At 64.6% G+C, this 24,810-nt stretch carries 23 protein-coding genes; 5 read left to right on the forward strand and 18 right to left on the reverse strand.

All coding sequences use genetic code 11. The features are described 5' to 3' along the window. Positions 1–56: 56 nt before the first annotated feature. From lnt to murJ, 13 genes are all read right to left on the reverse strand, one after another. Positions 57–1,670 carry an apolipoprotein N-acyltransferase gene (gene lnt, locus B5V03_RS12265; protein ID WP_129270463.1) on the reverse strand — a complete coding sequence of 538 codons (1,614 nt, stop codon included), beginning with the start codon at positions 1,668–1,670 and terminating at the stop codon, positions 57–59. After that, on the reverse strand, positions 1,667–2,785 hold the full coding sequence (locus tag B5V03_RS12270) for a hemolysin family protein (protein ID WP_164987949.1): 1,119 nt from the start codon (positions 2,783–2,785) through the stop codon (positions 1,667–1,669). The genes lnt and B5V03_RS12270 overlap by 4 nt, the downstream gene beginning before the upstream one ends. A gap of 1 nt (position 2,786) precedes the next feature. Continuing rightward, positions 2,787–3,275, reverse strand: a complete 489-nt coding sequence (ybeY, locus tag B5V03_RS12275; protein WP_245502202.1) for an rRNA maturation RNase YbeY — start codon at positions 3,273–3,275, stop codon at positions 2,787–2,789. An 83-nt stretch (positions 3,276–3,358) separates the two neighbouring features. Next, on the reverse strand, positions 3,359–4,354 hold the full coding sequence (locus B5V03_RS12280) for a PhoH family protein (RefSeq protein ID WP_129270469.1): 996 nt from the start codon (positions 4,352–4,354) through the stop codon (positions 3,359–3,361). A gap of 64 nt (positions 4,355–4,418) precedes the next feature. Continuing rightward, positions 4,419–5,813, reverse strand: a complete 1,395-nt coding sequence (gene miaB / locus B5V03_RS12285; protein ID WP_129270471.1) for a tRNA (N6-isopentenyl adenosine(37)-C2)-methylthiotransferase MiaB — start codon at positions 5,811–5,813, stop codon at positions 4,419–4,421. Positions 5,814–5,951: 138 nt separating this feature from the next. Continuing rightward, positions 5,952–6,632 (reverse strand): HAD family hydrolase, encoded by a 681-nt coding sequence (locus B5V03_RS12290; RefSeq protein WP_129270473.1) that lies wholly within the window; start codon positions 6,630–6,632, stop codon positions 5,952–5,954. Positions 6,633–6,635: 3 nt separating this feature from the next. Continuing rightward, the gene (locus tag B5V03_RS12295) at positions 6,636–7,091 is read right to left on the reverse strand and encodes a Fur family transcriptional regulator (RefSeq protein ID WP_129270475.1); all 456 of its coding nucleotides are present in this window, start codon (positions 7,089–7,091) and stop codon (positions 6,636–6,638) included. 38 nt (positions 7,092–7,129) lie between these two features. Next, positions 7,130–7,615 (reverse strand): ribosomal protein S18-alanine N-acetyltransferase, encoded by a 486-nt coding sequence (gene rimI / locus B5V03_RS12300; protein WP_129270477.1) that lies wholly within the window; start codon positions 7,613–7,615, stop codon positions 7,130–7,132. Beyond that, a complete protein-coding gene (tsaB, locus tag B5V03_RS12305; RefSeq protein ID WP_129270479.1) occupies positions 7,612–8,304 on the reverse strand; it encodes a tRNA (adenosine(37)-N6)-threonylcarbamoyltransferase complex dimerization subunit type 1 TsaB in 693 nt (230 codons plus the stop codon). The genes rimI and tsaB overlap by 4 nt, the downstream gene beginning before the upstream one ends. Before the next feature lie 88 nt (positions 8,305–8,392). Then, complete coding sequence (locus B5V03_RS12310) at positions 8,393–8,959, reverse strand: NifU family protein (protein WP_129270481.1); 567 nt, start codon at positions 8,957–8,959, stop codon at positions 8,393–8,395. Positions 8,960–9,087: 128 nt separating this feature from the next. Continuing rightward, positions 9,088–9,582 carry a universal stress protein gene (locus B5V03_RS12315; RefSeq protein WP_164987951.1) on the reverse strand — a complete coding sequence of 165 codons (495 nt, stop codon included), beginning with the start codon at positions 9,580–9,582 and terminating at the stop codon, positions 9,088–9,090. 107 nt (positions 9,583–9,689) lie between these two features. After that, positions 9,690–10,742, reverse strand: a complete 1,053-nt coding sequence (gene trpS, locus B5V03_RS12320) for a tryptophan--tRNA ligase (protein ID WP_129270485.1) — start codon at positions 10,740–10,742, stop codon at positions 9,690–9,692. Between the two features lie 90 nt (positions 10,743–10,832). Continuing rightward, positions 10,833–12,365, reverse strand: a complete 1,533-nt coding sequence (murJ, locus tag B5V03_RS12325; RefSeq protein WP_129270487.1) for a murein biosynthesis integral membrane protein MurJ — start codon at positions 12,363–12,365, stop codon at positions 10,833–10,835. A 124-nt stretch (positions 12,366–12,489) separates the two neighbouring features. Here murJ and B5V03_RS12330 point away from each other — a divergent pair, with 124 nt between their 5' ends. Then, on the forward strand, positions 12,490–13,491 hold the full coding sequence (locus B5V03_RS12330) for an adenosine kinase (protein ID WP_129270489.1): 1,002 nt from the start codon (positions 12,490–12,492) through the stop codon (positions 13,489–13,491). A 231-nt stretch (positions 13,492–13,722) separates the two neighbouring features. Here B5V03_RS12330 and B5V03_RS12335 read toward each other — a convergent pair whose 3' ends face one another. After that, positions 13,723–14,916 (reverse strand): serine hydrolase domain-containing protein, encoded by a 1,194-nt coding sequence (locus B5V03_RS12335; RefSeq protein WP_164987952.1) that lies wholly within the window; start codon positions 14,914–14,916, stop codon positions 13,723–13,725. A gap of 341 nt (positions 14,917–15,257) precedes the next feature. On the opposite strand from B5V03_RS12335, the gene B5V03_RS12340 reads away from it, so the two are divergent. Both B5V03_RS12340 and B5V03_RS12345 read left to right on the forward strand, forming a co-directional pair. Beyond that, on the forward strand, positions 15,258–15,578 hold the full coding sequence (locus B5V03_RS12340; protein ID WP_129270493.1) for a hypothetical protein: 321 nt from the start codon (positions 15,258–15,260) through the stop codon (positions 15,576–15,578). Positions 15,579–15,691: 113 nt separating this feature from the next. Then, positions 15,692–17,185: an NAD-dependent succinate-semialdehyde dehydrogenase gene (locus B5V03_RS12345; protein WP_129270495.1), complete on the forward strand. Its 1,494-nt coding sequence runs from the start codon at positions 15,692–15,694 to the stop codon at positions 17,183–17,185. A gap of 52 nt (positions 17,186–17,237) precedes the next feature. Here the strand turns inward: B5V03_RS12345 and B5V03_RS12350 are convergent, their stop codons facing one another. Further along, positions 17,238–18,122, reverse strand: a complete 885-nt coding sequence (locus tag B5V03_RS12350; RefSeq protein ID WP_129270497.1) for an SDR family oxidoreductase — start codon at positions 18,120–18,122, stop codon at positions 17,238–17,240. Positions 18,123–18,179: 57 nt separating this feature from the next. Here B5V03_RS12350 and B5V03_RS12355 point away from each other — a divergent pair, with 57 nt between their 5' ends. After that, complete coding sequence (locus tag B5V03_RS12355; protein WP_245502203.1) at positions 18,180–18,839, forward strand: TetR/AcrR family transcriptional regulator; 660 nt, start codon at positions 18,180–18,182, stop codon at positions 18,837–18,839. An 86-nt stretch (positions 18,840–18,925) separates the two neighbouring features. Here B5V03_RS12355 and B5V03_RS12360 read toward each other — a convergent pair whose 3' ends face one another. The 3 genes from B5V03_RS12360 to B5V03_RS12370 form a co-directional block, all read right to left on the reverse strand. Beyond that, positions 18,926–21,142 (reverse strand): SLC26A/SulP transporter family protein, encoded by a 2,217-nt coding sequence (locus B5V03_RS12360; RefSeq protein ID WP_129271192.1) that lies wholly within the window; start codon positions 21,140–21,142, stop codon positions 18,926–18,928. A 300-nt stretch (positions 21,143–21,442) separates the two neighbouring features. Further along, complete coding sequence (locus tag B5V03_RS12365) at positions 21,443–22,357, reverse strand: phosphoribosylaminoimidazolesuccinocarboxamide synthase (protein ID WP_129270499.1); 915 nt, start codon at positions 22,355–22,357, stop codon at positions 21,443–21,445. 62 nt (positions 22,358–22,419) lie between these two features. Then, positions 22,420–23,337: a pirin family protein gene (locus B5V03_RS12370; protein WP_129270501.1), complete on the reverse strand. Its 918-nt coding sequence runs from the start codon at positions 23,335–23,337 to the stop codon at positions 22,420–22,422. A gap of 292 nt (positions 23,338–23,629) precedes the next feature. On the opposite strand from B5V03_RS12370, the gene B5V03_RS12380 reads away from it, so the two are divergent. Beyond that, a complete protein-coding gene (locus B5V03_RS12380; RefSeq protein ID WP_129270505.1) occupies positions 23,630–24,688 on the forward strand; it encodes an AraC family transcriptional regulator in 1,059 nt (352 codons plus the stop codon). The last annotated feature ends 122 nt before the right edge of the window (positions 24,689–24,810 follow it).

Here is a 24,810-nt window from a genome sequence, read left to right on the forward strand (position 1 = left end):
AACCGTGGGACTACGGTTGTCAAAGGATTCCGGCCGCGTCCGTGGCGACGGCGTGATCAGGGGTGCCGTTTGGCAACACGTCGGCGGACCGCGAGAATCACGGCCAGCGCGACCAGCATGGCTGCCGGCACGTCGCCGACCCTCGCATAGATGGTCGGCGGGATCGCGGCAGGCAGATTTGCATCCAAAATGCCTTCGGTCCCGAGACCGAGGCTGGCGATTGTTCGTCCCACCGGATCGATCACAGCGGAGATGCCGGTATTGGCGGAGCGGACCAGCGGCAATCCCAGCTCGATCGCGCGCATCCGCGACTGCTCCAGATGCTGATAGGGGCCGGTCGAGATGCCGAACCAGCCGTCATTGGTGAGGTTCACGATCCAGCCGGGACGCTCGTTGCGTCCGGCAACCTCGCCGGGAAAGATTGCTTCGTAGCAGATCAGTGGGAGTGCGCTTGGTGCGCCGGGCACCGCAAGTGCGTGCCGCACAGTTCCGGGAATGAAGCCGCCGCGCATGCGCGTCAGCTGTTCGAAGCCGAGCTTCTCCATCAGGTCCTGGTAGGGCAGGAATTCGCCGAACGGCACCAAGTGCAGCTTGTCGTACACAGCGAGCACGCTGGCGTCGTGATCGATCACATAGATCGAATTATAGGCACGCGTGACCGGCGTACCCCGCGGCAGATCGGGCGCGCGGACCGAACCCGTGATCAGCACCGTGCCTTTCGGCAGCAGCTCGGCGATTTGTGCCATCGCATCGGCTTCGCGGGTCAGGAAGAACGGAAAGGCGGATTCCGGCCAGATCAAGATGGTGGCATCGCGCACGCCGGTCGATTGCGGCCCGGAGGCGCGATCCGACAGCGCCAGATATTTCTTCATCACCTCCGCCTTGGCGGCGTAGTTGAATTTCGCGTCCTGCTGGAGATCCGGTTGCATCAGGCGCAGCTTGGTGCCCGCGACCATCGTGGTCGGATGCAGCGACAGGCGGATCGCGCCGAAGATGCTCATGACAATCAGAAGCGCGACTGCCGCGGCCGGCGCGCGCCACGCCGGGCGGCGATCAGGCGTGCGGTCGATCAGCGACGCCGGGCTCGCAAAGATCGCGATGCTGAGGAACGTCATGCCCCACAGGCCGATCAGCGACGCGGTCTGCGCCAGTGGCAGCGGCTCGGACAGCGCATAGCCGAACGCGTTCCAGGGAAAGCCGGTCAGCACGTGACCGCGCAGCCATTCGGCGATAGTGAGGCTTGCGGCAAGCGCGAGGATGCGCGTGGCATCCTTGGTCCAGAGCAGGCGGGCCAGCGCAAAGCCGATCGCGGTGAAGATCGAGAGATAGGCCGGCAGGCCCAGCACGGCGAACGGCGTCAGCCAGGCGAAGATGTCGGCGTCGACGAAGAAGGCCTTGCCGATCCAGTAGAGGCCCGGCACGAAATAGCCGAGCCCGAACCAGTAGCCCGTCAGCGCCGCGGCGGGGACGCCGCCATAGCGTCCAGCGCCAGCGCCGTCGATCAGCCAGACCATCACGGGCAGGGTGAGGAACAGCACCGGGAAGACATTGAACGGCGCCAGCGCCAGCACCGACAGCGCGCCGCACCCCATCGCAAGGAGCGCGCGCTTCCATCCCCAGGTCAGGATGATGGCAAGCGCAATCAGCCGAAATCGCTGGAATGCGCTCACCGCGGGCCGGTCCCGTCGCTTGGCGGCGGCGTTGGCGTGTCGCTGGACGGCGGCTGACCGCTTTCCGGCGTGGTCTCGCGGCGGCGGCTCTCGCGCTGGGTGCGTGGTGCGGGGCGTTCCTTCCGCGTCGAGATCCGCAGCCGCTTGACGCGGCGCGGATCGGCATCGAGCACCTCGACCTCGTAATGGCCGGGGCCCGAGATCACCTCGCCGCGCACCGGCAGGCGTCCGACGAAGCTGACGAGATAACCGCCCAGCGTCTCCACTTCCTCGCCGGCTTCACCGGTGACGAAATCCGTACCGATCACTGTGCGGACGTCATCGAGGCTGGCGCGAGCATCGGCGATGAAGGCGTTGTCGGGCAGGCGGACGATCGAGGGCGGCTCGTCGCTGTCATGCTCGTCGTCGATCTCGCCGACGATCTGCTCGACGATGTCCTCCAGCGAAACCAGCCCGTCGCTGCCGCCATATTCGTCGACAACGAGCGCGAGATGAATGCGTGTGGCCTGCATCTGCGCCAAAAGGTCGATCGCCCGCATCGACGGCGGCACGTAGAGCAGCTTGCGGATGATGCGCGCATCCCCGAGCGGCAGCGCGAGATCGACGGTGCGCAGATCAAGCCCGGCCGGGAGCGGCTTCTTGCGCTTGGTCTTGGTTGCGTCCGACACGCGCGCACGCGCGGTCATGAAGGCGAGCAGATCGCGGATGTGGACGATGCCGACGGGGTCGTCGAGCGTCTCGTTGTAGACCACCAGCCGCGAATGGCCGGCGCTCTCGAAACGGTCCATCAATTCGCCGAGCGGGATGTCGCGCCTCACCGCGATGATGTCGGCGCGATGCACCATGACGTCGGCGATGCGGCGCTCGTGCAGGCCGAGGATGTTGCGCAGCATGGTGCGCTCGACGGTCGAGAAGCCGGTGTCATCCGGCGTCGTGGCGTCGAGCACGACCTGGAGGTCGTCGCGCACCGAGCCTGCCTTCCAGCCGAACAGCGTGCGGATGGCGCGCAGCAGCCAGCCATCCGCAGTCGGTCGCACGACTTCGCTCGGCGTCACCACGGCTGGCAGATTCGGGGTGTTGCGTGGATTGTCGTGGATCGGTTCGGAATCCGGCATCTCAGTGCGTCCCTGCGCGATCAGCATAGGGGTCGGGGATGCCGAGATGAGCCAGAATCTGCGTTTCCAGTGCTTCCATCTCCTCGGCGTCGCCGTCGTTCTCGTGGTCGTAGCCGACCAGATGCAGGAAACCGTGCACGGCGAGATGGCTCAAATGATGTTCGAACGGCTTGTGTTCCTCGTCCGCCTCGCGCCGCATGGTCTCGTAGGCGATCGCGATATCGCCGAGCATGCGCGGCGCATCGCCCGGCTTCCACTCGCCCTCCGGCTGGAGCGCGGGAAACGACAGCACGTTGGTCGGCTTGTCGATGCCGCGCCAGTTGCTGTTGAGCGTGCGGATACCCGCATCATCAGTCAGCATCACCGCCACTTCGGCGTCCGCGACGTCCTCGTCGACACTCTCGGCGGCGGCCGCGACCGCGCGCTGGATTACGGCTTCGGAATCAGGTTCGCGCTGCCAGCAATCGGCAACGATGAGGACCTCGGTCATGGGAAGGTTGGGATGTGACATTGTCTTTGTTCGGAACGAGGGGGCGACATGTCCGCGCCCCCCATGGTCCGGCTGTTGTCTCGTCAGGATTTACCGGCGGCCGGCCGTTGCGGCTGCCCTTCATAGGCAGAGACGATTCGTGCCACCAGTTCGTGGCGGATCACGTCCTCGGCTTTGAAATGAACTTGCGCAATGCCTTCGACGCCGCTGAGCAGGCGCGTCGCTTCAGCCAGGCCCGAAGTCTGGCCGTTCGGCAGGTCGATCTGCGAGGGATCGCCGGTCACGATCATGCGGCTGTTCTCGCCCAAACGTGTCAGGAACATCTTCATCTGCATCGACGTGGTGTTCTGCGCCTCGTCCAGGATGATGGCGGCGTTGGTCAGCGTGCGGCCGCGCATGAAAGCGAGCGGCGCGATCTCGATCTCGCCGGTCTGCAGCGCGCGCTCAACGATGCGCGCATCCATGAGATCATAGAGCGCGTCGTAGATCGGGCGCAGATACGGATCGACCTTCTCGCGGAGATCGCCGGGCAGGAAGCCGAGCCGCTCGCCGGCTTCCACCGCCGGACGCGACAGGATGATCTTGTCGACCTCCTTGCGCTCGAACAGTTGCGCGGCATGCGCGACCGCGAGCCAGGTCTTGCCGGTGCCGGCCGGGCCGACGCCGAACACCAGCTCGTGGCGCTTCAGTGCACGGATGTAGGAGTCCTGCGCGGCGGTCCGCGCACGCACTGGGCGCTTGCGCAAATTGATGCTGTCGAAGTTTGACTTGCCCGACTTCGCGTCGAATTCGAACAGCGAGCCCTGCGCGATCACGGCGCGGATCGCACCTTCGACCTCGCCCTGGTCGAGATCCTGCCCCTTCACGGCTTGCGCGTAGAGCGTCTCCAGCACGCGGCGGGCGGCGTCGCAGCCGTCGCGCGAGCCGCCGATGGTGATGTGGTTGCCCTTGGAATCGACCACGACGCCGAGCCGCCGCTCGATCTGCGCCAGATGCTGGCCGTAGGGGCCGACCAATGCGGATGCGGCGCGGTTGTCGTCGAAGTCGATGACGACCTGGGTCTCGGGCGGAACTTGCATGTCGCGGTCAAATTTGCGGCTGGGAGCGATAGAAGACGAATCCGATGCGCTTTTGGGCAAGGGTTCAGGCTCCACTGGCTTGCGATAAAGCGGGTTCGTGCGCGTTGCGCGGCGTCACGAGCTCGCCGAGGAAGCTGTAGCGCTCGAGGCTGTCGATGCGCACGGGCAGGATTTGTCCGATGATGTCGGGCGAGGCCATCACATGGGCGGGCTGGAGGAACGCGGTGCGGCCGACGATCTGGCCGTCCTTGCGCGCCGGACGTTCGAACAGCACGTCGACCGTTGAGCCAATCGCAGCCTTGTTGAAGGCCGATTGCTGGCTGTCGATCAATTCCTGGAGCCGCTCCAATCGCTGGTCCATCTCGGCGGGGGACACCGTCTCCTGCATGTCCGCGGCCGGCGTTCCCGGCCGGGCGGAGTATTTGAACGAATACGCAGCAGCGTAGCCGATTTGCGTGACAAGCGCGAGAGTGGCGAGAAAATCTTGCTCGCTTTCGCCCGGGAAGCCCACGATAAAATCTGATGAAAAAGCAATGTCTTGGCGTGCGGACCGGAAACGGTCGATGACTCCTCGATAATCATCGGCGGTATGTTTCCGGTTCATGGCGGCCAGAATCCGGTCCGAACCCGACTGCACCGGCAGATGCACGAAGGGCATCAGCTCGTCGAGATCGCGATGGGCTGCAATCAAACTGTCATCGACGTCGCGGGGATGGCTGGTCGAATAGCGCAGCCGTGCGATGCCGGGAATTTTCGCCAGATGCTCGAGCAGCCTGCCGAGCGGCCAGGCTTTTCCGTCCGGTCCCTCGCCATGATAGGCGTTGACGTTCTGCCCGATCAGCGTGAGCTCGCGCACGCCGTTGTCGGCCAGCCGCTTCACGTCGTCGACGATCTTGGCCACGGGACGCGAGACTTCCGAGCCCCGCGTGTAGGGCACGACGCAGAAGGTGCAGAATTTGTCGCAGCCTTCCTGCACCGTGACGAAAGCGGAAATGCCGCGCGCGCGGATCGCGTCGGGTTTTGGCTGGGCCAGGAAGCCGAACTTGTCCGCGGCGGGAAACTCGGTCTCGATCGCGCGGCCTTCGTCGCGCGCTCGCTTCAAAAGCTCTGGAAGGTGATGATAGCTCTGCGGGCCGACCACGACGTCGACGGCAGGCGCGCGGCGTGTGATCTCCCCACCTTCGGCCTGCGCCACGCAGCCGGCGACCGCGATCTGCATCGCGCGGCCGTTGCGCGCGGCCTCGTCCTTGGCGACGCGCAGGCGGCCGAGCTCGGAATAGACCTTTTCCGAGGCCTTCTCGCGGATATGGCAGGTGTTGAGGATGACAAGGTCGGCGTCCTCGGCGCTGGCCGTCTCCACGAATCCTTCCGGAGCCAGCGTGTCCACCATGCGCTGGGCATCGTAGACGTTCATCTGGCAGCCATATGATTTGATGTGCAGCTTGCGCGGCGGCGTCATGGAACCCGGAATTGAGGTGGAGGACGGCACTCAAATATAGGCTGGAGAGCCGAAAATCCAGCGAAGGGACGCTTTTAAGCGGTCATTCCCAGACACGCGCCAGCGTGAAGTGCGGAATCCGGAGGTTTTGGCCCCAAATCAGCCCGTCAGGGCGTCCGTCGCGACCCGCCGGACCAGCTCCGGCAGTTGCCGCATATCGTCGAACGTCAATCCGGCACCTGCGGCGCGCAGCCTTTCGGCGTGGCCGGGTGGGCAGTGGCTGCCACCGTGAAAGCCCAGCACGGTCATCCCGGCGGCATGCGCGCCGGTCACGCCGGGGACGCTGTCTTCGATCACGACGCACCGTTCCGGCGCGGCTTTCATCTGTTCGGCGGCAAACAGAAACAGATCGGGCGCGGGCTTGCCGCGTGCGACCTGGCTTGCGGAAAAGATGTTCGGGGCGAGCAGGTCGTACAGGCCGGCACAAGTCAGGCCGTGAAGGATCTTCTCCGGCGTACCGCTCGACGCAACGCATTTGGGTAGATCGATCGCGCCGATCGCTGCGGCCACATAGGTGATCGGCTGCAGATCGCTGGCATAAAATTGCAGCGTGGCCGCATTCACCTGGCTCTCCAGATCGGCGGGGAGACCGCGGCCGATTTCCTGCTCGACCATCCGCCGCGCGTCCTTCTCCGATACGCCGAGGAAGCGAACCAGCACTTGCTCGGAGGTGATCGGATAGCCGTGCCGCGTCAGCACATCGGCATGTGCGCGACAGGAAATGACCTCGCTGTCCACGAGCACGCCGTCGCAATCGAAGATGATGAGGTCAACTGCCACTAATCAAGACGTCGGCTTGTCGTCGTCGAGCGGGACGCAATAGAGCTCGAGCCGGTGGTCGACCAGCTTGTAGCCGAGCTTGCGGGCGATCTCCGCTTGCAACTTCTCGATCTCTTCGGAGGTGAATTCGATCACCTTGCCGTCGCGCAGATTGATGAGGTGGTCGTGATGGCTGTCGCGCATCGTCTCATAGCGCGCGCGGCCCTCGCGGAAATCATGGCGCTCGATGATGCCGGCATCCTCGAACAGTTTGACGGTGCGATACACGGTCGAGATCGAGATCTTGTCGTCGACGGCGACGCAGCGCCGGTACAATTCCTCGACATCGGGATGGTCGACCGCCTCCGCGAGCACACGGGCGATGACACGGCGCTGCTCGGTCATGCGCATGCCGGTGGCAGCACAGCGGCTTTCGATGCCGGACGCCTTGGATGCGGGGGAGGGTTTAAGTCCAGTCATGTGGTGTCTGCCTGAGGGGGCGCTTTCTGCCATCAATGTTACGACAAGTCACGTCGCATCAGAAGGGCGTTCAATTGTTCCCCGTTCGGCTGCTTATAGTAGCGTTCGCGGCGCCCGACCACCATGAATCCGGCCCGGTCGTAGAGCCGCCGCGCCGGCTGGTTATTTTCCTCGACTTCGAGAAATATTGTGCGCACACCGCGCCCTGCGAGATGGCCGAGATGGGTCATCAGCAGCGTGCGGGACAGGCCGCGGCCGCGATGGGCCCGGTCGACCGCGATCGAGAGGATTTCGGCTTCGTCCGCGCCGATCCGCGACACCGCAAAACCGATCGTTTTGCGGCCGAGGCGCAACCGCTGTACCAGCGTGTTGCGTTCGCTCGTCATGCTCTCGAACTCGCCTTCGCCCCAGCCATGCGCGAAGGAGGCGCCGTGAAGCTGTGCGAGCCGCGCGGCGTCGCGCGCGGAGGCGGGCTCGACGGTGGCGGTGCCGCCGCGCCACCATTCCGAAAACCATCTCATCATGAGCTTGCGGCTTGCGCGAGCGGCGGAAGTCGCGCCGGCTTTGCGTCGGGCGCCTTCAGATAGAATGGCCGTGCCGGCGTGGTCTCGGGATTGGCCGCGGCGCCGAGCCAGGCGACCCAGCTGATGTCGGGCGCGGGTTGGTCCTCGACCGCAACCGGCTGCGGCCCATCCTTCGGCCAGCGATCGGCAAGGATTTTTGCGGCGTTGCCGACCAGATGCGGCGCGCCGAATTGCGATGCCGCGATCACCTCGTCGATGAGGGCGACGCCGGGCCGCACCAGCTGGCTGCCGTCGCCGGCGACGATCTGGAAATAGACGTGATCGTGCCGCGCATCGATCGCGGAGATCACCGGCACTGTGCCACTCTGACCGACCACGGTGGCGGCATAGGCCGATAGCGTCGTCAGGCCGACCGCGGGCCGCTTCGCCGCTAGCGCAAGGCCGCGTGCTGCCGAGATGCCGACTCGCAGGCCTGTGAAACTTCCGGGGCCGACGGTGACGGCGATGCGGTCCAGCGAGGTGAAGGCGAGATCGGCGGATTGCATCACGCGCGCAATCATCGGCATCAGCGATTCGGCGTGGCCGCGCTTCATCAGGACCTGCTCCTGCGCAAGGAGCTCGGCCGTTTCGGTGTCGAGCACGGCCGCGGAGCAGGCGTCGAGCGCAGTATCGATGGCAAGGATCAGCATGGAAAAGCGAATGGCGAGTGGCGAATAGCGAACACTCTAGCCGATCGGAATGCCGTTCGCCATTCGCTACTCGCCATTCGCTGACCGATCACATCGGCCGGACTTCGACCACGTCCGGCACGAAATGCTTCAGCAAATTCTGAATGCCGTGCTGGAGCGTCGCGGTCGATGACGGGCAGCCGGAGCAGGCGCCCTTCATGTTGAGATAGACGATCCCGTCCTTGAAGCCGCGGAAGGTGATGTCGCCGCCGTCATTGGCGACAGCGGGCCGCACGCGGGTCTCGATCAGATCCTTGATCATGTCGACGGTCTCGGCATCGGACTCGTCGAAGAACTCGTCCTCGTCGTCGAGATCGGCATCGCTGGTGGCCACGCCATCGGCGAGCAGCGGCGCGCCGGACATGTAGTGCTCCATGATGGCGCCGAGGATCGCGGGCTTGAGCTGCTGCCATTCACCGTCCGCCTTGGTCACGGTGATGAAATCCGATCCGTAGAACACGCCGGTGATGCCGGGCACGTCGAACAGCTTTTCGGCGAGCGGCGAACGGCCTGCGGATTCGCGGCTGGCAAATTCCACCGGGCTATCGACCACGACGCGGCCGGGAATGAACTTCAGCGTGGCGGGATTGGGGGTGGCTTCGGTTTGAATGAACATGGTTTTCTCCAGACGTCGCCGGTTCAAGGCCGGCGCGTGCTCTATTCCCTAGCAGATGGCGACGGCGAACGCACGGTCAAGGGGCGGGAGGAGCGTTTCGTTGTTATATCAGCGGGTTAGAGCGGGCGCTACGACAGCGAATCCACGCTTTCGTCGCTCAGAGCCCCCGAGATGATCGTCACCGGCACCGGGAACGTGCCCAGCGCTTGCGCGAGCAGGTTGACCAGCGGCCCCGGCCCCTCGGCGCCGGGATTGGCGGCGAGCACCAGCATGGCGATATCAGCGTCCTCGTCGATGACCGCGAGCAGCTGTTCCATCGCAGCACCCTCACGGATCACCCGTTCCGGCGTGATCGCGGCGATGCCGTTGGCGCGGCCGGCGGCACGGTCGAGGGCTGCTTCCGCCGCCTCCTGCGCTTCGGCGCGCATGATGTCGGCCACCCCCAGCCATTCCTGGCTCTGTTGCTCGGGCTCGATGATGCGCAGCATCACCACGCCGCCGCCGGCGCGGATCGCCCAGCGGCTGGCGTAATAGACCGCGCGATCCCATTCGGCGGTGTCGTCGACGATGACGAGGCATTTGGGCTTGTGACCCGGCTCGAAGCAAAGTCGCTTGCTGGTCATGCATGTCCCGGAATGTGCACGGACGGCATGCTGCCACACTCCCTCTCGCTTGGGGAGAGGAGAAGCGGCCGGCGCCGTGGCGCAGGCCGGTTTCGCTAACGCAAGAATCAGCGCCGGCGGATGAAGCCGACGATGTCCTTCGAGAGGTTCATGGTCTCTTCGGCGATGGCGCGGGCGCGGTCGGCGCCGTCGTTCAGGATCGCGTCGATATGGCCGGGGTCGGCGACGAGGCGCTTCATCTCGCCGGCGATCGGCGCGAGTTTTGTGACGCACAGATCCACCAGCGCATTCTTGAAGCTGGAGAACTGGCCGCCACCGAATTCGCGCAGCACGTCGGCCTTGGTGCGGCCGGAGAGGGCTGCGAAGATGCCGACGAGATTGTCGGCCTCGGGGCGCGCTTCCAGGCCCTTCTCCTCCGACGGCAGCGGCTCCGGATCGGTCTTCGCCTTGCGGACCTTCTGCGCGATGGTGTCGGCGTCGTCGGTCAGATTGATGCGCGAATTGTCGGACGCGTCCGACTTCGACATCTTCTTGGTGCCGTCGCGCAAGCTCATCACGCGCGTCGCCGGGCCCGTGATCAGGGGTTCCGGCAGCGGGAAGAACAGGCCGTCATTGGCGCCTTGCGCGCGGATCGAGTCGCCAAAATCGTTGTTGAACTTCTGCGCGATGTCGCGCGAGAGCTCGAGATGCTGCTTCTGGTCCTCACCGACCGGAACGTGGGTGGCGCGGTACAGCAGGATGTCGGCAGCCATCAGCACGGGATAGTCGAACAGACCGACCGAGGCGTTCTCGCGGTCCTTGCCGGCCTTCTCCTTGAACTGGGTCATGCGGCCGAGCCAGCCCATGCGCGCGACGCAATTGAAGATCCAGGCGAGCTCGGCGTGGCCGGAGACCTGGCTCTGGTTGAACACGATGTGCTTCTTCGGATCGATGCCGCTGGCGATGAACGCCGCGGTCACCTCGCGGGTGTTGCGCGCGAGCTCGGCGGGGCCGCCCCAGACGTCCACGCCTTGCGTGATCGCATGCATGTCGACGACGCAATAGATGCAATTGTGGGTGTCCTGCATCTTCACGAAGTTGACGATCGCGCCGAGGTAATTGCCGAGGTGCAGATTGCCCGTCGGCTGGACGCCCGAAAAAACCCGTTCAACGAATGGCATGGCAGCTTTCCCGCAAGATACGGGGCGTCGTTTCCAACAGCGGCGCTGCCCCGTCAAGGGTAATTCGATAACCCCATGCGGCGAGGCGGGTCAGGCGGGCCGCTTCAAGGCGTTAGCCGCCTCGCGCCAGGACGCCGCGCCGAGGATTTGCAGCAGCAGGCCATAGACGGCGATCCCGGCCCCGATCTGCAGGCCCAGCACGATGAAGCGGATGAGTCCGTGCGCCTCGACAGGCAAAAGACCCGTGGTCAGCCAGAGCAGGGCACCCATGGCGGCGGCGGCCAGCACGATCCGCGGTAGTCGCTTGCGGGCGCCGACGTCGACCGAGAAGCCGAACTCGCTGGTGCCTTTCCGGAGCAGCGAGAGCGCACTGCTCCAGGCGCCGGCGGCGATGCTGGCGGCGATCCCGCTCGCGCCAAAGAAATGGCCGAGTACGACGGCAAGCGCGATCGCGACCACAAAGCCTTTGGCCGTGGCGAGCAGCGGCGTCATCGTGTCGCTGCGGGCGAAGTAGGCTGGCGACAACGCCTTGATCAGCACATGCGCCGGCAGGCCCAGCGCCAGCCACATCAGCGCATGCGCGGTGGCCGCGCTGTCATCGGCGCCGAACGCACCATGCTCGAACAGCAGCCGCACGATCGGCTCGGCCAGCACGACCAGGCCGAGCGTGGCGGGCAGCGCGAGCCCGGTCGCAAGTTCCAGCGCGCGCGATTCCGCACGCGCCACGGCGTCGCGGTCGCCGCTACTCACTGCGCGTGTCAGCTCCGGCACCAGCACGGTGCCCATGGCGACGCCGACAATGCCGAGCGGCAATTCGATCAGGCGGTTGGCGAAATAGAGCCAGGACACGGCGGAGGGCGTAGCGGAGGCAATGATCGCGCCGGCCACCATCAGCCATTGCGAGCCCGAGCTTGCGATCATGCCGGGGATGGCCTTGGCGAAGAAGCCGCGTATCTCCTTGTCGAAGCTCACACGCAGCGGTGTCGCGAGGCGCGCACTTCGCTGCGACAGCAGCATCAGCAATTGCAGCAGCCCGGCCACACCGACGGTCGCGGCCAGCATCCACGCAGCGAAAGTTGCGTCAGCGTGCCACAACAGCAGCGACGTAATCGCTGCGATCAGGGCAATGTTGAACAGCAGCGGCGAGAATGCCGTGAGTGCAAATCGCCCCTGCGCATTGAGCAGTCCCATCAGCACGGTGACGGGCCCGGCGAAGGCGAGATAGGGCAGCATCAACCGCGCGTTCGCGACTGTGAGATCGAGCGTCGCGCTGCCGAGGAATCCGGGTGCGATCACCGTGATGATCAGTGGCATCGCGAGCGCAATGACGATCGAGATCGCGATCAGAGCCACGCTGACCGTACCGAGCACGCGTCCCGCGAATGCCGCAGCCACCGCGTCGCCGTCGCGGTCCCGGACACGCAGCCAGGCCGGGATCAGCGCCGCATTCAGGGCCCCCTCGCTGAGCAGCCGCCGCACCACATTGACGAGCTGGAATGCCGCCAGGAACGCGTCCGCCACGGCGCCGGTGCCGAGCAGCGCCGCGATCAGGGAATCGCGGGCAAAGCCCAAAAGGCGCGAGGCCAGTGTTCCCGTCGAGACGGTCAGGAAGGAGCGGATCATTGCCTGTAATAATACCGTTGCTTGCCCGCAAAGGCCCGGTCGTGATAGGCCGCGAGCCAGATTTCAGGCCGACAGGAAGCGGATTTCTCCGGTAATCGCAATCCGGCAAACAGGATCAAGGTGAATGGCTGACGTGAAATATGACGTTCTCGGCATCGGCAACGCGCTGTTCGACGTGCTGGTCCGGACCGACGAGGCTTTTCTGGCCAAGCACGGCATGACCAAGGGCAGCATGTCCCTGATCGACGAGGCGCGGGCCGCCGCCATCTACAAGGACATGGGTCCGGCGACGGAAGTCTCGGGGGGATCTGCCGCCAACACAATCGTCGGCATCGGCAGCCTGGGCGCTCGCGCGGCCTATGTCGGCAAGGTCAAGGACGACCAGATCGGCAAACTCTATGTCCACGACATCCGCTCAGCCGGCGTCGCCTTCAACACACCGCCTGCGAAGGATGGTGCGGCCACCGGCTGCTCTTACATCCTGGTCACCGGTGACGGCGAGCGCACCATGAACACCTATCTCGGCGCCGCGCAGGATCTGTCGCCCGCCGACATCGACCCGGCCGAGATCGCCAGCGCCGGCATCGTCTATCTCGAGGGTTATCTCTGGGATCCCAAGAACGCCAAGGACGCCTTCATCAAGGCGGCCGAGATCGCGCATGATGCCAAGCGCAAGGTGGCGCTGACGCTGTCGGATTCCTTCTGCGTCGACCGCTATCGCGACGAATTTCTGGGGCTGATGCGCAACGGCACCGTCGACATCGTGTTCGCCAACGAGTCCGAGCTGCACTCGCTCTACATGACCTCGGACTTCGATACCGCGCTGAAGCAGCTGCGCAACGACGTCAATCTCGGCGTCGTCACCCGTAGCGAGAAGGGCTGCGTCGTGGTGACGCCGACCGACGCCGTCGCCGCGCCAGCCTCGCCAATCGCGAAGCTGGTGGACACCACCGGCGCCGGCGATCTCTTCGCGGCAGGCTTCTTGTACGGCCTTTCGCGTAACCTCGCGCATAAGCAATGCGGCGAGCTCGGCGCACTCGCGGCGGCCGAAGTGATCCAGCACATCGGCGCGCGCCCGCAAGTATCGCTGAAAGAGCTGGCCCAGCAGCGCGGGCTGACCGTTTAGGCCCCGCTCTCTCCCCCTCATTGCGAGGAGCCCTTGCGACGAAGCAATCCGCAAAGGGATTCTGGATTGCTTCGCTACGCTCGCAATGACGATGGGGAGGCAGCTGCGCGCCAAACACTCAGTCGTCATGCCCGGGCTTGTCCCGGGCATCCACGTTCTTCGTGCCGCGAGGTGAGGCGTGGATGGCCGGGACAAGCCCGGCCATGACGTGTGGTGAGAGCAGCGCGCCCCTCACGCCGCCTTCTGCCCGCTCCCCGCATCGAGCCCGGCATAGACCCCGCGCTCGAACCCGGCAAAAGCCTCCAGGCACTTGCCGTCCGCGAACGGCAGCAGCTGCATCAGGATCACGCCGGTGACGTCGCGCGCCGGGTCGATCCAGTAATAGGTGTTGGCGAGGCCGGCCCAGGCGAGGCTGCCCGCGCTGCGGCCTTCCGCCGTCTTGGCGGTGTTGATCATGAAGCTCAGGCCCCACTTCTTCACCTGGTCCGGATAGAGATCGACGTCGTTGGTGTACATCGGCGCCGCCGTCGCCAGCTTGGTCATGTTGAGATCGCCCATCTGGTTTTGTCCCATCATGGCGACCGTCTCGGCCTTCAGCACCTGGTTGCCGTTGCCGCGGCCCTTGTTCAAAATCATCCGGGTGAACTTGATGTAGTCGGCCGCGGTCGAATACAGGCCGCCGCCACCCATGCAGAATTCCGGGTTCTGCTCGAGCTCGAACGGGATCGCGGCAAGCTGGCCATCCTCGCCGCGCGCATGCATGCCGACCAGCCGCTTGCGCATGTCGTCGGTGATCTTGAAGCCGGTGTCAGTCATTCCGAGTGGAGTGAAAAGATTGTCGCGCAGATAAGCGTCGAGCCGCTTGCCGCTGGCGGCTTCCACGGCCTTGCCGACGAAATCGATATTGGTGCCGTATTCCCAGCGCGTGCCGGGATCGGTCATAACAGGCGCCTTCAGCGCGGCGTTCTGGCAGGTGATGATTCCGGGCGTGCCGGTCTTCTCCATGTAGCGCGCGAATTCGCCGTTCCACATGTCGTAGCAGAAGCCGGCGGTGTGGGTCATGAGCTGGCGCAGCGTGATCGGTCCCTTCGCCGGCCGCAGCATTGGCTCGCCCTTGGCATCGAAGCCTTCGAGCACTTGCGGCTTGGCGAGATCGGGGAGCAGCGATCCGATCGGCGCGTCCAGCGAGAGCTTGCCCTGTTCGACCAGCTGCATCGCGCCCGCTGACGTCACCGCCTTCGTCATCGAGGCGATCCAGAACACGCTGTCGGCAGTCATCGCGTCGGGCTTCGACAGATCGCGCTTGCCGAACGCGCCCTGATACAGCACGTCGTTACCGCTCGCAGCGATCGCGACCACGCCGGGAATCTCCTTGGCCTCGCTTGTCTTGCGCAGGATCTCGTCGATCTGGGCCTGGCTTTGCATGCGCGTTTCCTCCGGTTTGATTATTGTTGGAAGCGATCGATTGTCCTCCCGCATCCGCCGCGCGGCAAGCGTGGTCATATGCACGCTTCGGTCGCGATGTCGTGACTTGACGGTCTCCGCCCCGCGCGGGACGACTGATCTGCAACACTCCATCACAATCTGCGGTGGATGGCCGCAGTTCGCCGTGACCTCGGATGGGCCGAAGCGATATGTTTCGAGCGTTTGAAAGCACTTGAAACATTTTGTGCGTTGCGGCGTTTGGCCTTCGGCCTAATGGGCGGCTGACGTTAAGACTTGAAGCAAATTTGGCGGCCTCCCATCGGCCGCGAGGGGGACCTCAGATGATTTCGACCTGGAGCGAATGGAAGCGCTATCCCCGTCCCGGACGGGGCGAAAATCTCGAAGCGCCGATCTCGCCCGGCATTTACGAGGTCCGCATCGCCGGCACCGGCGCGCTCTATTCCTTCGGTGCGGTCGACAATCTGGCGCAGGCGCTGGCGCTGCTGCCGGTCGGCTCAAAATCCTGGTTCGGCCGTCGCGACGCCTCCGACGCTCCTGATCTCGAATACCGGACCTGCGCGACCTCCTCGAAGGCCGACGCCAAGGCGGCTGCCGAGCGGATGATCGGCCGGCGCGAGACTTATCTGAGCGGCGCGGCGTAAGCCTTCCGCTCCGAGTTTAGCCCCCAGCAGATGTGCGTTGCGGGACGGTGCATTGCGCACCGTCTGTCCCTATATTCCGGGCCGATCCGCTTCGTCCCCCAGGGAGTAACGCCATGACCCCGACCGCCGCCGCACGCGCCCAGCGCACCTCCGCCACCTTGCGCGACCGGTTGAAGGACCCTTCGCTGCTCAAGGAGGCCTGCTACATCGACGGCGCCTGGGTCGGCACGCCGGTGTTCGCCGTCAACAATCCCGCGACCGGCGTCGAGATCGCAAAAGTCCCGCAGCTCGGTGCGGACGAGACGACCAAGGCGGTCGAAGCCGCTGAGCGCGCGTTCCCGGCCTGGGCCAAGCACACTGCCAAGCAGCGCTCCAACATCCTCCGCAAATGGTTCGAGCTGATCATCGCCAACCGCGAGGACCTCGCGCTGATCCTCACCTCCGAGCAGGGCAAGCCGCTCTCCGAGGCGCTCGGCGAGGTCGACATCGGCGCCGCCTATATCGAGTTTTTCGCGGAAGAAGCCCGGCGCGTCTATGGCGAGACCATTCCGACCCAGCGCCCCGATGCGCGCCTGCTCGCGATCAAGCAGCCGATCGGCGTCTGCGGTGCCATCACGCCGTGGAATTTCCCGAACTCCATGATCACCCGAAAGGTCTCGCCGGCGCTGGCCGCGGGCTGCACCGTGGTGCTGAAGCCCGCCAACGAGACGCCGCTGTCGGCGCTCGCGCTGGCCGTGCTCGCCGAGAAGGCCGGCATCCCCAAGGGCGTGCTCAACATCATCACCGGTGACGCGCCGCCGATCGGCAAGGTGCTGTGCGAGCATCCGGCGGTGCGCTTCGTCGGCTTCACCGGCTCGACCGCGGTCGGCAAGATCCTCTATCAGCAGGCCTCGGTGGGCGTGAAACGGCTTGGCCTCGAGCTCGGCGGCAATGCGCCGTTCGTGGTGTTCGACGATGCCGACATCGACGCAGCGGTCGAAGGCGCGATCGTCTCGAAGTATCGCAACATGGGCCAGACCTGCGTCTGCGCCAACCGCCTCTACGCCCAGGACAAGATCTACGACGAGTTCGTGAAGAAGCTGTCGGCGAAGGTTTCGGCGATGAAGGTCGGCGACGGCACCGAGAGCGGCATCACGCAGGGGCCGCTGATCAATTTGAAGGCCGTCGACAAGGTCGAGCGCCACATCGCGGATGCCGTGAAGCGCGGCGCCAAGGTCGTCACCGGCGGCAAGCGCAGCGAGCTCGGCCGCTCGTTCTTCGAGCCGACCGTGCTTGCCGACGTCAAGCCGGATTCGCTGGTGGCGCAGGAAGAAACCTTCGGCCCGCTCGCGCCAGTGATCCGCTTCAAGGACGAGGCCGATGTGATCGCGATGTGCAACGCCTCGCCGTTTGGCCTGGCGTCGTACTTCTACTCCCGCGATCTCGGCCGCGTCTGGCGCGTCGCCGAGGCGCTGGAATCAGGCATGGTCGGCGTCAACACCGGCCTGATCACGACGGAAGTCGCGCCCTTCGGCGGCGTCAAGGAAAGCGGCTTGGGCCGCGAAGGCTCGCGCCACGGCATGGAAGAATATGTCGAGATCAAATACGTGATGATGGCGGGGGTGTAGGCTAGTCTAGTTTGGGGCTCTCGCCCCAAACTGGCGCCCTCCGAACTTTGGTCTACTTCCGAAACTTCGGAATATTTTCACTCAGCCAGTCCACGACAGATCGCGGGGCGTGGCCTGTCAATTCCTTGACCGTTGACGTCGTTTCAGCGAGCGCCGAGTGGTAAAAGAGCTGATCCAATCCGAGCAGTAGGTCGGCAACAAATTCATTCAGTCCCGAGCCGAGCAGCTTCTCGCGCTGCTCCTTGGGGCTGCGCTGCTGATATGTGACGGTCCGACCAAGTAATCTCGAGATTTCTTCGGCGACCTCGGGCATGCTGACCGCCCGTGGCCCGGTCAAATGATAGGCGCGCTGAGCCGTCGGGTGCGCGTCGTCCAGAAGAGCGACGCGCGCGGCATCGGCGACATCGCGGGTGTCGATCAGGTTGACCATGCCATTGCCGGCTGCGCCTCCCCATGAGTCACCGGCAACCTGAGCGCCGGCCCGCGCCAGGATATCGACGAAGGCCGATGGTCGCAAAACCGTGTAGCCGATGTCGAGGGTCGCGAGATGCGCCTCGATTTGCATGTGCCAGTCCATCGGATGCAACCGTGAGGGCGGACCCATCGCGGACAACTTCACGATTTGACCGACGCCTGCGGCGACGGCTGCGTCGATCAGTGCAATCTCGTTGGCGACCTGCCGAGATGACGTGCCATGGGAGAGGAAAAGCCGATCGGCGCCGCGCAGGGCGTCCTCCAGACTAGACGGCACATCGAAGTCTAGGACCGCGAGAGAAACACCGGCGGGCACGGGTTGGGCGTCCGGATTCCGGGTGAGCGCCACCAAATCGAGAGTCTCGGAGACCAAACTTGCGATGAGGGCTGATCCCACGCGACCCGTGGCGCCGGCGACGGCGATCCGGGGGCGGCTGTCGTTGGGCCGGGAGGGCTTGAACATCGAGGAACCCTGTGTATGTTGGAACGATCAGTCCAAGATGTTTGGAACGATCGTTCCATGATGTCAAGCGAGAATGCGATGAGCGGAAAGCCCCAATTTGATGACAGTGCCGTGATCAGCTCCGCGATGGAGGTCTTCTGGCGCCATGGCTACGCAGCATCGTCGATCGATCAACTGACGACGGCGATGGGTCTGTCACGCTCCAGCGTGTACAAGCGGTTTCGGGACAAGGACGGCTTGTTCCAGGAGGTTCTTTCGACTTATGCGCAGCGCGTCTTGAAGCGGATGAGCGCGGTTCAAGCCGGCACGAAGCGCGAGCAACTCGAAGCTCTGCTTCACGAATTTCTGCCCAGAGACGTCAAGACGGCGCGTCCCGCCGGCTGCATGCTTGCTCGATCCTGCACTGAGATGGCCGATCTGCCGGTGGGGAGCCAAACGGTTGCGCGGGAGGGACTCGCGGGCCAGCGCGCCATCCTTAGCGGAATCCTGCGCGAGGCGATTGCAAGCGGAGAATTGGCACCGGCGTCCGACATCGACGGTTTGTCATGGCACTTCCTCGGCGTATTGCAGGCCACGATGAACTTGCCGCAGGCTGACGCTACGTCCGGAGAGCTTCGCCGACTTGTCGAACTTGCGATGTTGGCATGGCCAGTGGCACCAGCGGCTACGGAGCCTCAACGGTCTCGCGCACGACGATCGCCCGGCGCAACGCCATAAGGGCCCTCTCGCATTCATCGTCTCGAAATCCACAATTCACAGAGACGGCTCGTGGACGGGTGAGCAGATATCGGACATTTCGTGGTCTATCGCCGCAGCACCGCAATCGTCCGGTTCGCAAACGTCAGTCGCTCGGCCATGACCGACACGAAATACGTCAGCAGCTTGTGGCTGAGCGCGGGATCCTCTTGCTTGATCGCGTCGAACTGGTGCGTGTTCAGCACGTAGAGCACGCTGTCGACTTCGGCCTGGATCGTCGCGCTGCGCGGCGTGTTCGACACCAGGCCCATCTCGCCGATCGTGGTGTAGCGCCCCAGGCTGCGCACGCGTGTGGTGTGGTCGTCGTCGGCGGGGATCATGATGCCGACGCGGCCGTCGAGAATGAAAAGCATGGAATCGGCGGGATCGCCGGCGCGAACGATGACCTCGTCGGCCCCCACCTCGATGCGCTGGCAGCGCTGGATCAGCGCGTCGGCGTCGTCCTCGCTGCCGAGGATCCCTGTGAACCAGTCGCGCAGGCTGGCTTCTTCCTGGGCCAGCTCCTGATGCTGCGAGATGAGCTCATTCTCGCACCATTCCAGCGCGCGATCGAGCTCGGGGATGATGGTGACGCCCTCGCCGACGAAGTCGCTGGAGCGCAGCACCTTCTCGGCTGCGGCCGACAGATGCACCAGGATCAGCTCGACGCCGAGGTCATGCGCGCTACGCTTGATCTGGGCGAAACTATACGCGGCCGAGGAATCGACGCCGGTGACGAGCTTGAAGTCGAACAGCAGATAGCGGCACTCCGGGCGCTCCTGGAGCAGCTGCTTGACGTGCTGATAGAGCCGGTTGGCGGAGCCGAAGAACAGATAGCTTTGCAGGTTGAGGCCCTGGATCTTGCCGCCATGGGCCAGCAGCACGTCCTGGTCGTCGCGCGAACGGTCGAGCGAGGAGCGATATTCCGAGCCGTCGAAACTGTACTTGATCGACTCGACCCGTGCGGCGCTGAACGCAAACGTCGCGCAACCGATGATCACGCCGATCAGGATGCCCGGAACGAAGCCCCAGACCACGATGATCGCGATGATTGCGATCAGGGAGAGATATTCGAGTTTCGACAACCGCTTGCGCGACTCGATGATCCATTTGTGCAGCTGGTCGGCGCCGAGATACAGCAGAAGGCCGCCGAGCACGAATTTCGGGATGAGGCCGAGCAGCTCGGGCGCAATTGCGAGCATCAAGAGCGACAGTGCTGCCACCGTGAGGCCCGACAGGCGTCCACGCCCGCCGCTGCTGAAATTGAGGACGGAGCGGCTGGTCGAGATGCAGCCGGCGTAGCCACCGAGCGCGCCTGTCACGATGTTGGCGGTGCCGGTGACGTTCAGCTCGCGCTCCAGATTTGCTTCGCGATGCACGGCCACCTCGATGCCCGTGGTGTTGAACAGCGTGCTCGACGCGGTGACGAAGACCACGGCAACGAGGTTGCCAAGCAGGTCCGGCACGGCAAGCCAGGGATAGTGGATGAGACCGTCGGCATGCCAGGGCAGCATGAAAGTCGCGGGCGGGGGCGGCTGGAAGGTCCAGCCCAGCGCGCGCGCCTCGTCGAGCGAGACGCCCGTGGCCCAGAACGCAAAATGCGCCGTCAGCATCCCGCCGATCAGGATGATCGGCAGTCCGAACGGGCTGCGCGAACGATGCCAGGTCAAATACAGCACCAGCGCCATGGCGCAGGCGGCGCCCAGTTCCGACAGCGCGGTGCCGTTGGCGAGGTGCGTCAGCGTCGCCAACTGCACTGGATGATCGGTGATCACCCGGATCGCGCCCATGACGATCAAAAGCCCGGTGGCGCCGAGGAAGCCGCCGACTACGGGGTAGGGTACGTAGCGGATGGCACGGCCCATCCGCGTCAACCCCAGGCCGCACAGCGCGACACCGGTCAACACCGTCGAGAGGCCCAGCGTGATCAGGATGGGCGAGAGCAGCGAGGCCGACGGATCGGCCGCCACGACACGCTCGACCAGCGAGGCCGCCAGGATTCCGGTCACCGCGGCGGTCGAACTGTCGGGCGCGGCAATCGCGAAGGGCAGCGAGCTGCCGAGCGCGATGACGGCCGCCAGCACGGCGGAGCTGACGAAAGTCGCCGTGATCCCGTAGGACAGATAGGGCGACAGCGGACCGGCGAATATCAGCAGCGAATAGGACAGCCCGAAGGTGACAGTCAGGACGCTGGCGGCGGTTCCACCCAATATATCATTCAGCGCACGCTTGACGGACGGATTGATCCCCGTGACCGGATCGAAGCCAATTGCTGGATCTGTCACGCCGTGACACTCGCTCATGAAAATTCCTTTCAGAGACGTAGCCGACCGCAGGCTTAGCGCAACAGGATTCTTGCAAGTATGAAGTATCCGACAGTTCGGGGCGATGCGGTGTGTGAACGGTCAACCATACGGTTGAGATGAAAAGCCGAAATCCTCGACGCGAACGCAGCTGGCCCTGGCAGCCGGCCTCTATCCGCGTGTCATTGCGAGCGCAGCGAAGCAATCCAGAGTCCCTCCGCGGAGACAGTCTGGATTGCTTCGCTACGCTCGCAATGACTGAGTTTGCGCAGCCAGCCGCGCCTAAATCCTCAGTTCTTTCCCCGTCACCCGCCGATAGGCTTCCAGATACCGCTTGCTGGTCGCATCCACCACGCTCGCCGGCAGCGGCGGCGGCGGGGCGTCGCCGTTCCAGCGGCCGGCGCGCCGCTCGACGTCGAGATAGTCGCGGAGCGGCTGCTTATCAAAGCTCGCCTGCGGCTGGCCGGGCTTGTAGGCATCGACGGCCCAGAAGCGTGACGAATCCGGCGTCATCACTTCGTCGATCAGGATGATGCGGCCGTCTCTGTCGCGGCCGAACTCGAATTTTGTATCGGCGATAATGATGCCCTGCTCGCGCGCGAGTTCCTCGCCGAGCGTATAGATCGCGCGCGTCATGCTCTCGAGCGTGTAGGCTGTCTCGTCGCCGACGACCTCGCGCATCCGCGCAATCGTGATGTTCTCGTCATGGCCGGTCTCGGCCTTGGTCGCCGGGCTGAAGATCGAGGGCTCCAGCTTCTCGCTCTCGACCAGGCCGGCCTTCAGCTTCTCGCCCGCAAGCGTCCCGCTGGCGGCATATTCCTTCCAGGCCGAGCCCGAGAGATAGCCGCGGATCACGCATTCGATCGGAAACACGGTGGTGCGGCGGCACAGCATGGCGCGGCCGAGAATCTCGGCGCGATGCGGCTTCAGGGCCGGCACGGCCGCGATGATCTCGTCGGTGTCGGCGCTGATCATGTGATGCGGCACCACGCCTTCGAGCTCGTTGAACCAGAACGCGCTGATCTGCGTCAGCACCGCGCCCTTCATCGGGATGGTCTCGCCCATCACGACGTCGAAGGCGCTGATGCGGTCGGTGGTGAGCAGCAGCAGGCGGTCGTCATCGACCGCGTAGATATCGCGCACCTTGCCGCGGCCGATCTTGGGAAGGGGCAGGTCGCTGGAGAGCATGGTGGTCATCGCATAACTTTCGCGCAAAGAATCCGGCCGTGCCCGATGGCACGGCCGGACACCGGATTAGCCTATTCCGGCAGCGGAATGAACTCATGTTCCTGCGGAACCGCGGCGAAGCGGCCGGTTTTCCAGTCCTGCTTGGCCTGCTCGATCCGCTCCTTGCTGGAGGAGACGAAATTCCACCAGATGTGGCGCGGGCCTTCCAATGCATCGCCGCCGAGAAACATCATCCGCGTGGCCTTGAGCGCCTTGACGGTGATGCGGTCGCCGGGCCGGAAGATCAGCAGCCGCGGCCCCTCATAGCGCTCGTTGGCGATCTCGACCTCGCCGTCGACGACATAGATCGCGCGCTCCTCGTGGTCGGGGTCGAGGGGTACGCTCGCACCCGCTACGGCCGTGACCTCGGTATAGAACCAGGGCGACACCATCGACACAGGCGAGGTGATGCCGAACGCCGAGCCCGCAATCACCTTCGCGGTGAAGTCGCGCTCGGAAATCGCCGGCAGATCACCGGCCCCGTAATGCTGGAACGACGGCGCGATCTCTTCCGATCCGGCCGGCAACGCGATCCAGCTTTGTAGCCCCAGCATTTTCTGGCCCGAGGCACGCTGCACATCCGGCGTACGCTCGGAATGCGCGATGCCGCGCCCGGCCGTCATCAGATTCATTGCGCCGGGCTGGATCTCCTGAACGTTGCCCTCGCTGTCGCGATGCATGATCGCGCCGTCGAACAGATAGGTGACGGTGGCAAGCCCGATATGCGGATGCGGCCGCACGTCCATGCCCTTGCCCGAGACGAACTGCACCGGTCCGAAATGATCGAAGAAGATGAAGGGCCCGACCATCTGCCGCTTGCCATGCGGCAGCGCGCGCCGCACCGCAAATCCGTCACCAAGGTCGCGCGTGCGCGGCACGATGACGAGATCGAGCGCATCGCAGGACATGGGATCGCCGAGCACGGGATCGTTCGAGGGTTGCCAGCTCATGGTGAACTCCTTTTCGCTTTCTCGAGCTTGATCGTAGCAGGATTTCGCGTCGTCGTCGCAACAAAGCCCGCTGTCGCAGGTCGCAACAGCGCTGCACCCTCCGCTGTCATTCCCCGCGAAGGCGGGGAATCCCAGTACGCCGCGGCCCATCGATTCATTTACAACCGTCTCGGAGTACTGGATCGCCCGGTCAAGCCGGGCGATGACAGCTGTGATGAAGGATGGTCCTTGAAAAAAACGGCGTGACGGACGATGGTCGGCCGACTTCAACCGCGCCCGATCGCATCACCCGATGACACTTGCCGCAACCGAGCTTGCCTTTCGCGCCGCCAGCGTCGCGCTGCTGCTGGTGCTGGCAGCGTCATTGGTCGCCGATTTTCGCAACGTGCTGGCGGGGCGGCTGGGTGCTGCTCTCGCACTGGGCCTGGCCGCGCATGCGGCGAGCTATTCGATTGGTGTCACGTCGCGGATCCCGGCATCGCATGCGCCTCTGGTTGCGCTGTCGACCGGCAACATCGTGGTGTTCTGGCTGTTCACGCGCGCGCTGTTCGACGATGAGTTTCGCTTAAGCTGGTGGCACGGATGGATATGGGCGCTGGTGACGGCGTTCAGCTTCGCAGGCTGCGTCTGGATTGCGCCTAGCGGTCACGTGCGGTTTTCCGTGACGGTGGTCAATTTGATCGTGCTCGGTTTCATCGCGCTTGCGATTGGGCCAACGATTGCCTCATGGCCGGCCGACCTGGTCGAGCGCCGCCGCCGCATTCGGGTCTTCATTGTCTGTGCCGGCGCGCTCTATGGCGGGGTGAATGCGTTGCTTCAGATTGCAGTTGCAGGCCAGCATGTCGGCGATGTCGCCGACACGATCAATGCCGGCGTGCTCGCCTGCATCGTCGCGGCCATCGCGTGGGCGATGATGCGCGTCGATGGCGCCGATCTGTTTCCTGCCGCTGAAGCCGCGCCGGCGATCGTTTTCAGTCAACCTGCGGCCGAGGACGCAGCCGACCAGAAGCTGATCGATGCCCTGATGCGCTTGATGGCGGACGAGCGGGTCTATCGCCAGGAGAATATCACCATCGGTGTGCTGGCGGGCCGGTTGAAAATCCCCGAATACCGGCTGCGCCGGCTGATCAACCAGCGGCTCGGCTACCGCAACTTCAATGTGTTCCTGAACAACCACCGGATCGAGGAAGCCAAGGTTGCGCTTGCCGATCCCGCCCAGGCCGAGGTCCCCGTCATCACCATCGCGATGGATGCCGGCTTCCAGTCGCTCGGCCCGTTCAACCGCGCTTTCAAGGCGGTCACGGGCGTGACCCCGACGGAATACCGGCGGCTCAAGGCCGCGACGGCCTAGGTTTTTAGCCCGTTGAAATCACAGGGGAATTCCAAAATCGATTAGCCCCGGCCAGTTTCGACGAGGCCGATTTTCAAATCCGGCGAGCGCGTCCCGCCCGCATCCGGCTTGCTCTCCGGCAT

This window comes from Bradyrhizobium betae (assembly GCF_004123905.1).
GTDB classification, from domain to species: domain Bacteria; phylum Pseudomonadota; class Alphaproteobacteria; order Rhizobiales; family Xanthobacteraceae; genus Bradyrhizobium; species Bradyrhizobium betae_A.

What these genes read in the sequence shown, in the direction of transcription:
- B5V03_RS12350 (WP_129270497.1), bottom strand. Translation starts at nt 18,122, where the DNA reads ATGTTCAAGCCCTCCCGGCCCAACGACAGCCGCCCCCGGATCGCCGTC.
- rimI (WP_129270477.1), bottom strand. Translation starts at nt 7,615, where the DNA reads ATGATGAGATGGTTTTCGGAATGGTGGCGCGGCGGCACCGCCACCGTC.
- B5V03_RS12330 (WP_129270489.1), top strand. Translation starts at nt 12,490, where the DNA reads ATGGCTGACGTGAAATATGACGTTCTCGGCATCGGCAACGCGCTGTTC.
- murJ (WP_129270487.1), bottom strand. Translation starts at nt 12,365, where the DNA reads ATGATCCGCTCCTTCCTGACCGTCTCGACGGGAACACTGGCCTCGCGC.
- B5V03_RS12280 (WP_129270469.1), bottom strand. Translation starts at nt 4,354, where the DNA reads ATGCAAGTTCCGCCCGAGACCCAGGTCGTCATCGACTTCGACGACAAC.
- B5V03_RS12270 (WP_164987949.1), bottom strand. Translation starts at nt 2,785, where the DNA reads ATGCCGGATTCCGAACCGATCCACGACAATCCACGCAACACCCCGAAT.
- tsaB (WP_129270479.1), bottom strand. Translation starts at nt 8,304, where the DNA reads ATGCTGATCCTTGCCATCGATACTGCGCTCGACGCCTGCTCCGCGGCC.
- B5V03_RS12380 (WP_129270505.1), top strand. Translation starts at nt 23,630, where the DNA reads ATGACACTTGCCGCAACCGAGCTTGCCTTTCGCGCCGCCAGCGTCGCG.
- miaB (WP_129270471.1), bottom strand. Translation starts at nt 5,813, where the DNA reads ATGACGCCGCCGCGCAAGCTGCACATCAAATCATATGGCTGCCAGATG.
- B5V03_RS12345 (WP_129270495.1), top strand. Translation starts at nt 15,692, where the DNA reads ATGACCCCGACCGCCGCCGCACGCGCCCAGCGCACCTCCGCCACCTTG.
- B5V03_RS12340 (WP_129270493.1), top strand. Translation starts at nt 15,258, where the DNA reads ATGATTTCGACCTGGAGCGAATGGAAGCGCTATCCCCGTCCCGGACGG.
- B5V03_RS12370 (WP_129270501.1), bottom strand. Translation starts at nt 23,337, where the DNA reads ATGAGCTGGCAACCCTCGAACGATCCCGTGCTCGGCGATCCCATGTCC.
- trpS (WP_129270485.1), bottom strand. Translation starts at nt 10,742, where the DNA reads ATGCCATTCGTTGAACGGGTTTTTTCGGGCGTCCAGCCGACGGGCAAT.
- B5V03_RS12365 (WP_129270499.1), bottom strand. Translation starts at nt 22,357, where the DNA reads ATGACCACCATGCTCTCCAGCGACCTGCCCCTTCCCAAGATCGGCCGC.
- B5V03_RS12315 (WP_164987951.1), bottom strand. Translation starts at nt 9,582, where the DNA reads ATGACCAGCAAGCGACTTTGCTTCGAGCCGGGTCACAAGCCCAAATGC.
- B5V03_RS12310 (WP_129270481.1), bottom strand. Translation starts at nt 8,959, where the DNA reads ATGTTCATTCAAACCGAAGCCACCCCCAATCCCGCCACGCTGAAGTTC.
- B5V03_RS12355 (WP_245502203.1), top strand. Translation starts at nt 18,180, where the DNA reads ATGATGTCAAGCGAGAATGCGATGAGCGGAAAGCCCCAATTTGATGAC.
- B5V03_RS12295 (WP_129270475.1), bottom strand. Translation starts at nt 7,091, where the DNA reads ATGACTGGACTTAAACCCTCCCCCGCATCCAAGGCGTCCGGCATCGAA.
- ybeY (WP_245502202.1), bottom strand. Translation starts at nt 3,275, where the DNA reads ATGACCGAGGTCCTCATCGTTGCCGATTGCTGGCAGCGCGAACCTGAT.
- B5V03_RS12335 (WP_164987952.1), bottom strand. Translation starts at nt 14,916, where the DNA reads ATGCAAAGCCAGGCCCAGATCGACGAGATCCTGCGCAAGACAAGCGAG.